General features: G+C 73.6%; 7 protein-coding genes. 1 reads left to right on the top strand and 6 read right to left on the bottom strand.

Annotated features, from left to right (window positions below; genetic code table 11):
* Positions 1-13: 13 nt before the first annotated feature.
* The 3 genes from ACWDCZ_RS37765 to ACWDCZ_RS37775 form a co-directional block, all read right to left on the bottom strand.
* On the bottom strand, positions 14-2662 hold the full coding sequence (locus ACWDCZ_RS37765) for a PKD domain-containing protein (RefSeq protein WP_449818291.1): 2649 nt from the start codon (positions 2660-2662) through the stop codon (positions 14-16).
* 262 nt (positions 2663-2924) lie between these two features.
* Positions 2925-3827 (bottom strand): NADP-dependent oxidoreductase, encoded by a 903-nt coding sequence (locus ACWDCZ_RS37770; RefSeq protein WP_449818292.1) that lies wholly within the window; start codon positions 3825-3827, stop codon positions 2925-2927.
* A 68-nt stretch (positions 3828-3895) separates the two neighbouring features.
* Complete coding sequence (locus ACWDCZ_RS37775) at positions 3896-4627, bottom strand: SDR family NAD(P)-dependent oxidoreductase (RefSeq protein ID WP_449818293.1); 732 nt, start codon at positions 4625-4627, stop codon at positions 3896-3898.
* 160 nt (positions 4628-4787) lie between these two features.
* Between ACWDCZ_RS37775 and ACWDCZ_RS37780 the strand changes: the two genes are divergently transcribed.
* On the top strand, positions 4788-5468 hold the full coding sequence (locus ACWDCZ_RS37780; protein ID WP_449818294.1) for a TetR/AcrR family transcriptional regulator: 681 nt from the start codon (positions 4788-4790) through the stop codon (positions 5466-5468).
* Positions 5469-5537: 69 nt separating this feature from the next.
* Here the strand turns inward: ACWDCZ_RS37780 and ACWDCZ_RS37785 are convergent, their stop codons facing one another.
* From ACWDCZ_RS37785 to ACWDCZ_RS37795, 3 genes are all read right to left on the bottom strand, one after another.
* Positions 5538-6401 carry an arylamine N-acetyltransferase family protein gene (locus ACWDCZ_RS37785; protein WP_449818295.1) on the bottom strand — a complete coding sequence of 288 codons (864 nt, stop codon included), beginning with the start codon at positions 6399-6401 and terminating at the stop codon, positions 5538-5540.
* Between the two features lie 197 nt (positions 6402-6598).
* The gene (locus tag ACWDCZ_RS37790; RefSeq protein WP_049659115.1) at positions 6599-6826 is read right to left on the bottom strand and encodes a hypothetical protein; all 228 of its coding nucleotides are present in this window, start codon (positions 6824-6826) and stop codon (positions 6599-6601) included.
* 138 nt (positions 6827-6964) lie between these two features.
* Complete coding sequence (locus tag ACWDCZ_RS37795; protein ID WP_449818296.1) at positions 6965-7687, bottom strand: CHAP domain-containing protein; 723 nt, start codon at positions 7685-7687, stop codon at positions 6965-6967.
* Between the last annotated feature and the right edge of the window lie 42 nt (positions 7688-7729).

Below are 7729 nucleotides of genomic sequence, written 5' to 3' on the forward strand. Positions count from 1 at the left end.
GAGGGCTACGGCGTCAGGACTGCGGCCAGGCGTCCGTGAAGTAGCCGAACAGGTCGGCGATGATGTCGGTGCTGCCGACGTGGTTGTAGATGTCGACCTTGCCGTCCGCGCCGACCGGCGTGGTGACGTGGTTGGGCACGGTCTGGCCGGCCAGCAGGTTGAGGTTGCTGGTGCCGGGGCGCGGGGCGCCGTGGGCGTGCACGGTGAGGTAGCTGTCCTCGGTGGTGTTGGTGGACGTCACGTTGAGGACGGCCGCCCGGGCACCGGCCGGGATGCCGCCGACGACGGTGGTGCTGTCCGGGCCCGGCTTGGCGAACGGGCCGGTACGGGTGTCGGTCAGGCGGACGGGCACGGTCGGCGTGTACGTGGCCTTGCCGTTCGGGGAGTAGTACCCGAAGACATCGAGGATCACGTGGGTGGAACCGTTGTGGTTGTACACGTTGACGGTGCCGTCCGGGCCGACCGGGACGATGACCTGGTTGGCCTTGTCCTTGCCGGGCTCCGGGTTCAGGTTGGAGCTGACCGGCTTGGTCCCGCCGCCCGCGTACACCTTGAGGTGGGTGTCGGTGGCGGTGTCGGTGCTGGTCAGGTTGAGCACCACGGACGTGGCGTCCGCCGGGACGCCGCCGACGCCCGCGACCTTCACCGCACGCGTCTCGCCGGACCCGAGCTTGCTGCTCTCCCGGGTGTCCACCAGCCGGCTCGGCGCCAGCGGGGTGAACAGGTCGCCGCCGTTGGGGCGGTAGAAGCCGACGACGTCGACGATCACCTCGGCGCGGCCGGAGTTGAGCAGGGTGCTGATCCGCTTGGCGTCGCCGATCGGCACGGTGACCAGGTTGGACGAGGTGCGGCCGGCCGCCACGTTGACGTTCGAGGTGATCGGGCGGGCCTGGCCGGTCGGCCAGACGGTGAGGTGGGTGTCCTCGGTGGCGTCGGTGACGGTCACGTTCAGGACGACCGTGGTGACGTTCCCGGGCACGCCGTTCGCCCCCGGCGCGCTGCCGGTCGGGACCGTGAAGGGCACCTCGGCGCCGCCCCGGAGGTCCAGGTTCGGGTCCTGGCGGGTGTCGACGAGCCGGTACGCCTCCGTGCGCAGGAACCCGGTCGGGGCGTACGCGGCCCGGAAGGGGTACGCGGCGGTGCTGGTGCGGCCGGCGGTGTCGGTGACCGTCACCGTGACCGTGTAGTCGCCCGGCGAGGCGTACCCGTGGACGACCGCGTCCAGGGTGTTCCGGGTGACGGCGGGGGTCCCGTCGCCGTAGTCCACCACGACCTTGGAGACCTGCCACGGCGAGACGGTTCCGGACGGGTCGACCCGCACGCCCAGCGGCGGGGCGTCGGCCGTGTCGAACCGGTCCGGGACGACCTGCTGGACGGTGGCGCCGGCGGTCAGCGGCCCGGGGGTCGTGACCTGCACCTGTACTGCGTACCTGCCGGTGAACGGCTGGCCGCCGCCGGTGTCCACGGTGACGTTCGCGGAGAAGGTGCCCGGCTTGGTGTAAGTGTGCTTGACCACCGGGGAGTTCGAGGTGACCGCCGGGGTGCCGTCGCCGAAGTCGTAGCGGTAGGTCATCAGGGAGGTCGGCCAGTGGGCCTTCTCCGGGCCCGTGGTCGCCGTCAGCGTGATCTCGGTGCCGTACGGGGCCCGCTGCTGGTCGGCCGTCAACTGGGCCGAGGTTATGGGTTCCTGGCGCTCGGTCGCGCCGCGGTCGTGGTAGCCCAGGCCGGTGCCGAGGTTCGGCCGCCACGGGTCGTCGGCCGGGTGCGCGGCCGGCACGAAGCCCGGCGCAGTCTCGTCGGCGGAGTCGACGACCTCGCTGTTCAGCGCGCTGCCGGACTGCCAGCGCGGCACCACGTAGTCGTGCTTGCCGGCCCGGCCGTCGGTCGCGGCGGCGAGCGACTCGGGCGTCTGGTGCCGGGTGCCGGCCCAGACGTACGGCGTGCCGTTGCCGGAGTTCGTCCAGTACGGCGCGACGGTGTTCGAGCCGGCCCGGGTGTCCTTCGCCGAGGCGGCGGAGACCACGATCTCCGCACCCTCGGGGTTCGGGCAGGAGTACGGCGCGGAGGGCGAGAAGTGGTTGCGCACCACGTTGTTGAAGAGGTTCGACCCGGAGGAGTCGCCGGCCAGCTCGATGCCGGCCGTGCAGCCGTCGGCCACTGTGTTGTTGGTGAGGGTCGTCCCGGGGCTGTCGACGGCCTTGATCCCGGAGGCCTCGGTGCGGACCACCGTGACCCGGCTGGAACCGGTGACCAGGACCTCCCGGGCGTGCATCGACTCCACCACGACGTCGTGCACACCGGACAGCCGCACGTCGCCGCCCACCGCGGTGCCGCCGGCCGCGCCCCGGATGGTGATGGGCCGGCCGGGCTCGCCCGACTTCGTGACCGCGGTGTCCGAGCCGAACGTGGCCCGGGCCACCTCGACGGTCTGCCCCGGCAGGGCCGCCGCGGCGGCCGCGTTGACGGAGCAGAACGGCTTCGCCGCCGTCCCCGTCCCGGAGTCCGAGCACGCCGGGTCCCAGGCGTCGACCCGCAGCACCCCGGGCGCGTCGTCGGCGGAGCCGGTGGTGGCGGCGGAAGCCGTGGTGGCGGCGGTGGGAATGCCACCGAGCACGGTGACGAGGCCTGCGGCGAGCAGGCCCTTGGTTCGGTTGGGGCGCACGGTGCGGTCCTCCGAGAAGGGACAGGAGTCTGACCTGGTGGGCACGGGCCCGGTCGGGTGGGTCAGGCCGCGTGGATCGCAGGCAGAGCAATTATGACGAGGGCTCCGACGGACTTGATCACCGCCCCCACCTGCGGTGTCGTATCCCATGAGGCGGGACCGGACGTCCCGGACAGTTCGGATGATTCGGACCGCCGAGGGCGCGGGCCGGGGCCCCGCAGGATCAGGTCGGCCTCTGCGGAGACCCGGCGTACGACCCCTGTCAGGCGTTGACCAGGACGATCTTGCCGGTCGCGTGGCCGCTCTCGCCGAAGTGGTGCGCCCGTGCGACCTGGTCGAGCGGGAAGGTGTGCACCTGAGGGAGCGCCAGGCGTCCGGTGGCGATGAGCTCGCCGAGGTCGGCGAGGACGTAGAGGGCCCGGCCGTCGTCGCCGCGGCTGAAGGCCACCCGGTGCTCACGGGCGCCAGCGACGTCGGAGAGGGTGACGACGCTCTCGGGGCCGCCGGTGAGGTCGACGAGGTCGGGCAGTGCTCCGCTGCCGGCGACGTCGAGTGCGCGGTCGACCCCGCCGGGCGCCAGCGCGCGGACCGCCGGCACGAGGGTCGGGCCGTAGGCGACGGGTTCGGCTCCCAGCGCCCGGACGTACGCGTGCCTGGCCGGGCCGGCGGTGCCGATCACCCGCGCGCCGCGGGCCACGGCGAGTTGGACCGCGGCGCTGCCGACGTTGCCCGAGGCGCCGTTGACGAGGAGCACGGTGCCGCCGACCACGCCCAGCCGGTCGAGTCCGCGCGCCGCGGTCTCGAGGGCGGCGGGCAGGGCGGCGGCGTCGGCGAAGTGGACGGACGCGGGCAGCGGCGCCCAGTGCGACAGTACGGCCGACTCGGCCTGGGCGCCCCCGTGTTCGGACAGGCCGACGACGCGGTCGCCGACGGACACGTCGGTGACGCCCTCGCCGACCTCGTCCACGACACCGGCCGCCTCGTGTCCCAGCGTCTGCGGCAGTTCCTCGTCCATCAGGCCCGCGCGCTTCTTCCAGTCGCTGGCGTTGACGCCGGCGGCGCGTACCGCGACGCGGATCCGGCCGGGGCCCGGGTGCGGGTCGGGAAGGTCCACGACCTCCAGGACCTCGGGGCCGCCGAAACGGCTGAACCGTACTGACCTCATCGTGGACTCCGTTCCGAACGGCAGAGGTGGGACACCGGGTTGGACTCGGCGACAGGCCCCCCCCGCTGTCAGGCGAGGCGTTCGCCGTCGTAGAAGACGCCGCCGGTGGGCCCGTCGGCGGGCAGGGTCGCGGCCCAGGCGACCCACACGGCGCTCTCCGAGGCGGGCCGGTCCTCCTCGTCGACGCCGAGCTCGGGGTGGGTGTCGACCCGCCCCGGGTCGACGGCGTTGACGAGGACATCGGTGCCGCGGAACGTTGCCGCGAGGCTCGCGGTGAGGGCGTTGAGCGCGTACTTGGAGAAGGAGTACGCCGGGGCGCCCACCTGCCGGGGGTAGTCGGCCCCGGCCGCGATCTGCTGGTACGCCCCGCTCGAGACGTTCACCACCCGGGCCGCGGGCGCCGCCCGGAGCAGCGGGGACAGGGCCTGGACGAGGGCCCACACCCCGACCACGTTGACGTCGAGCGCCGTGCGGACGTAGTCGATGTCGGCGTCCAGCATGGACGGCGTGTCGAAGTCGGGCATGCAGCTGGCGTTGTTGACGAGGACGTCGAGGCGGCCGTGCCCGTCCCCGACGTGGGCGGCGATGCGCGCGAAGTCGTCGGTGTCGGCGAGGTCGAGGCGGAGGCCCTCCGCGCTGAGGCCCTCGGAGCGGAGCACGGCCGCCCGCTCCTCGGCCTGGCCGCCGTCGCGGGCCGTGACGATGACGTGGTGGCCCTGCGCGGCAAGAGCCCGGGCCACGGCGATGCCGAGCCCGGCGGCCCGGCCTGCGCCGGTGACGAGTGCGGTCCTGTCGGTCATGGTGGCCTCCCCGGAAGGCGTGGACGACGCTTCACGAACAGCGTACGTCACAAACAGCGTACGTCACGAACGCTGTTCGTTCGGCGCCGTTCGTTCGGACGAAAGCGGGCGGTCGCCTAGAGTGCTGCTCCCGCTTCCCCTCGCAGAAGGCCGATCCTCGATGCCCCCCACCCGCCGTCGTTCGACCCGCGACCGCCCGGCCAAGCCGCCGCTCAGCGAGGAGGCCGTCATCGACGCGGCACTGGAGGTCCTGCGCTCGGAGGGGCTGCCGGCCGTGTCGATGCGACGGGTCGCCACCGCCCTGGACACCGGGCCCGCCTCGCTGTACGTCTACGTGGCCAACCGCGAGGCCCTGATCCACGCCATGCAGGACCGCATCTTCGCGACGGTCGAACTCGAGACCGCCGACCCGGCGCACTGGCGCGGCCAGCTGCACACGCTCCTGGGACGCCTGCGCGACGCGCTGGCCGCCCACCCCGGGATCGCCATGACGCTCACCACCGTGCCGCCCCGGAGCGAAGCGGTCCTGCGCCCGCTGGAGAACATGCTCGCCGTCCTCCTCGCCGGGGGCCTCACTCCCCAGGACGCGGCGTGGGCCGCCGACTTCCTCTCCACCCTGGTGCACCACGCCGCCGTCGAAGCCGAGGCACGGCCCGTCGGCCACCACGAGCAGGCCGAGGAGCTGTACCGGCACTTCACCGCCCAGTCGCCCGACGAGTTCCCCCTCATCACCGCCCACGCCGCCCAACTCGTCGCCGGCGACGCCGAGGAGCGGTTCCGCCTCGCCGTCGACACCCTCATCGACGGCTTCCTCACCAGGGCGGCGCAGACCCCGGCGTAGATCACCGGCCGGGATCACCGGCCGGACCGCCCCGGGACGGTGCCCGGCCGTCGACCCCGGTTCCTCCCCCTACGACGCCGACGCCGCCTCGTGGCGGGCGACGAGCGCGGCGGTGTCCTCGGCGTCCAACGCGAGCCCGAACTCCCCACTCAACAGCCCGGGCAGCTCCCCCGCCGACACCCGGCGGCTCTCCTCCGTGAAGTCCGGTAGCAGCCGGGTGAGTTCCGTGTCACGCAGGACGAGCCGCTGACCGGCCGCCGGCTTCTGCACCAGCAGCTTGCCGCGGAAGGGCGAGCGGGGATGCGTGGAGGTGAAGTGGCTGGTCACGGTGAAGTCGACCGGGAAGCGCGGCTCCGTCCCGATCGCGTAGAGGTCGAACCAGCCGTCGCGCCTCAGCCGCCGGAGCACCAGCGGTCCGGCGGCGCCCGGGGTCGGGCCCTCCTCACGGCGCAGCCCGTACGTCCAGCCGGACTGCCGTACGACCTCGCCGTCGCGCAGCCGCAGCGGCTCCAGGAGGCCCTCGGCGCCGAAGCCGACGTCGGTGAACCAGTCCTCGCCGTCGATGACGACCCGCAGCGACATGTGCGTGGCCGGGCGGATCCGCTCCTCTCCCAGGCGTACGCGTGACGCCGTCGCGGTGAAGGCGAAGCCGATCGCGTCCAGCGCCGCGGCGTAGAGCAGGGTCTGTTCGCAGCAGGTGCCCCCGCGTCGCCGCCGGACCATCTTCGCCTGCAGGGACTCCAGGTCGAGCCGGACGGGCCGGCCCAGCACGACCTCCAGGTTCTCGAAGGTGAGCGCGGCGATGTGGGCGGCGTGCAGCGCGCGCAGCACCTCCAGCGTCGGCTCGCGTTCCCCCCGGTACCCAACCCGGGCCAGATAGGCGTCGAGGTCCAGCCGGTCGCCGCCCCACACCGAGCCGATCGACCCGCCCATGTGCTCCTCCTCCCCCTCGAACGAACCGCACCGCCCCACGCACCGCCCCGCCCCGGCCCGGGGAGCCCGGGGCCGCGCGAGGAGCCCCACACCCGAGCGGTTGCCCCGGAAGAGCCCCTCCGACACACCCGCGCCACCTGTTCGTCCGCGTCCGCCCGCACCGGCGGACCCGCCGTCGGCCTCTGGGGCCGCTCTCGTCACTCCGGCAGCGAAATGCCCAGTTCCCGCAGGCGGGGCAGGCAGGCTTCGAGGCACTGCTCCACCGAGGCGGCATCGGTGCGCACGAGGATGTCGTCACGCAGCGGGGCGCCGCTGGCCACGAACGTCCACGGCTTGCGCTGCTCCGCCATCCGTTCGGCGTCGGCCTTGAGCAGCACGGTGATGCCCTGTTCGGCCAGTGCTTCCATGATCGCCAGTACGTCCACCGGTGGCCTCCCCCTCGTGAAGTGCGTCGAAGGTGCTCGAACGCGCCACGGTGAACCTACCGGTCGAGGCCGGGCAGCGACGGCCGGGGCCCGGACGGATCATCCGCCCGGGCGCCGGCGCTGGTGGAGGCGGGCCGGTCAGGCGCCGGGCACGCTGACGTAGCCGGAGATGTGGAACTTCTGCCCACCGCCGCGGGCGTCCGCGGGCTTGACGTGGCGGTGCGTCACCTTGTCCCCGACGTTGCCCTCGACGGTGTCGATGGTGCCGTCGTGGTTGACGGCGACGACGACCCCGACGTGACCACCCTTCGCGTAGGCGGGCGGACCGTAGACGACGAGGTCGCCGGGGACGGGGGTGTAGGGGCGCTCGCCGCGCGCGGGCTGCCGGTTGTGGAAGAGGTGGTGCTCCTGGCCCCACTTGCCGACGCCGCGTCCGGACAGGGTGGTCGGCGCGGGCTTCACGCCGGCCTGGTGCCAGGTCCAGTCGGCGAACGCGGCGCACCAGGCGGTCTTGGCGCACTTGCTCTGCTTCTCCGTCCCGTCGGCGTAGGCGAAGTACTTGTCGCACGTGCCGGTCTTCTCGGGGTCCTGGCCGGCCGGGGTGATCTGGCCGCGGGCGATGGAGACGATCCGCTCGCGCAGCGCGGAACGGGCGGTGGCGCCGTCGGACACGGTGGCGGTGTCGGTCGCGGAGTCGGTGTCGGTGGCGGTCCGGACGGCGTGCGCACCGGCCGGGAGGGGGCCGATGGTGGCCGCGGCGGCGGTGCCGAGGCCGCCGAGCGTCCCGGCGGCCACCAGGGCGACGGCGGCGGTCCTTCCGGCGCGGCCCACAAGGGCGGCGAGCAGACGCGAGCGTGTCATGTTCATGATCTCTCCTTGGATGCGCCCTCCAGCACCCCGGGC

The sequence above is a fragment of the Kitasatospora sp. NPDC001225 genome, from assembly GCF_053597855.1.

Coding starts and splice junctions, on each gene's coding strand:
- ACWDCZ_RS37770 (WP_449818292.1), bottom strand. CDS start 3,827: ATGAGGTCAGTACGGTTCAGCCGTTTCGGCGGCCCCGAGGTCCTGGAG.
- ACWDCZ_RS37775 (WP_449818293.1), bottom strand. CDS start 4,627: ATGACCGACAGGACCGCACTCGTCACCGGCGCAGGCCGGGCCGCCGGG.
- ACWDCZ_RS37780 (WP_449818294.1), top strand. CDS start 4,788: ATGCCCCCCACCCGCCGTCGTTCGACCCGCGACCGCCCGGCCAAGCCG.
- ACWDCZ_RS37785 (WP_449818295.1), bottom strand. CDS start 6,401: ATGGGCGGGTCGATCGGCTCGGTGTGGGGCGGCGACCGGCTGGACCTC.
- ACWDCZ_RS37795 (WP_449818296.1), bottom strand. CDS start 7,687: ATGACACGCTCGCGTCTGCTCGCCGCCCTTGTGGGCCGCGCCGGAAGG.